This window comes from Gammaproteobacteria bacterium (genome assembly GCA_016199745.1).
In the GTDB taxonomy this organism is placed as follows: Bacteria; Pseudomonadota; Gammaproteobacteria; order Acidiferrobacterales; family Sulfurifustaceae; genus JACQFZ01.
Genome location: JACQFZ010000053.1, coordinates 1 through 1414 on the forward strand (window position 1 = coordinate 1; position 1414 = coordinate 1414).

The 1414-nt window shown below is 59.5% G+C and carries 1 protein-coding gene; it reads right to left on the reverse strand.

Annotated features, from left to right (window positions below):
* Positions 1-1184, reverse strand: a 1184-nt coding sequence (locus tag HY308_14435) for an ammonium transporter (protein MBI3899472.1), incomplete at its 3' end; no start/stop codon positions are given.
* Between the last annotated feature and the right edge of the window lie 230 nt (positions 1185-1414).

Below are 1414 nucleotides of genomic sequence, written 5' to 3' on the forward strand. Positions count from 1 at the left end.
AGCACCTTGAACATGATGTAGGACGCAATGAACACGAAAACAATATTTGTCGCCGTGCCGATCAACTGCGCTGCGAACTGTGAACCGCCGCCGTAGAACAGACCTTTGACCCCGCCGGCAATGCCGTTGTATCCGTCTCCATACGTGCCGTCGGCAAAGAGACCGAGGGCGATGACGCCCCATGCGCCGTTCACACCGTGGACCGAGATGGCGCCAACCGGGTCATCGATCTTGAGTGTACGGTCAATGAAGAACACGGAGATGCAAACCAGGACTCCGGCGATTGCGCCGATCAGTACGGCTACAGGCGCGGTGACGAAGGCGCAGGGCGCCGTAATGGCGACCAGGCCCGCGAGCAAGCCGTTGGCGATCATGCTGATGTCGGGCTTGCCGTACCTGAGCCACATATACATCATTGCCGCAAAGGCCCCGCCGGCCGACGCCAGCATGGTATTCGTGGCGATAACGCCGATGCGGAGGTCCGTGCCCGCGAGTGAAGAACCGGCATTGAACCCGAACCATCCAAAGGCAAGGATAAAGGTACCTACGATCGCCATGGGGATGTGATGACCGGGGATCGCGTTGATCTTCCCGTCCTTATACTTTCCGAGCCTCGGTCCGATGACCATGGCGCCTGCGAGTGCACAAACACCGCCGACCATATGAACAACCGATGAACCTGCATAGTCGACATGACCGTGGCCAAGCCCGAAGTTCTTGCCGAGCTGAGACAGCCAGCCGCCGCCCCATACCCAGTTTGCATACAGCGGGTAAATGAGTCCGCCGATGATGAAGCCATAGATCACGAAGGACTTGAAGTTCCACCGTTCGGCCATGGAACCCGTCGGGATGGTCGCCGTCGTGTCCATGAACACCATCTGGAACAGGAAAAGCGCGAAGATCGAGGCATCATAACTTACACCGGAGAGGAAAAAGCCCGTTGTGCCCCAGAGCCCGAAGTCCTTTCCGAAAAGATGTATGACGAACTCATTCGACAGAAGACCTGTCCCGCCGCTGAGGGTCGCTACACCGCCGACACCGCCCATCTGAAGGGCAAAGCCGCAGATCCAGTAGCCGAGCATGCCGAGGGGATAGACCATGAAGTTCATGGCCATGGTATGTCCGGCATTCTTTGCCTGAGTGAAACCCGTCTCAACCATGGCAAACCCGGCCTGCATGAACATTACCAGGAAGCCGGCCACGAGGGTCCAGACAATATTGATCGAAATGCGGTTGTGGCCCACGACATCCGCCACTTTCGCCGCGAGCGGCTCCTTGGGACCCAGATTCTTCAGGTCATCCGCGGTGGGCGCGCCTGCCGATGCGCCGACGATGTCCGCCGCACCTCCGGTGTTGGCGCCTGAAGGATCAGGCTGGAGTGCGGGGGCTGCCGGGGCCGCCGGTGCGGCCGTTG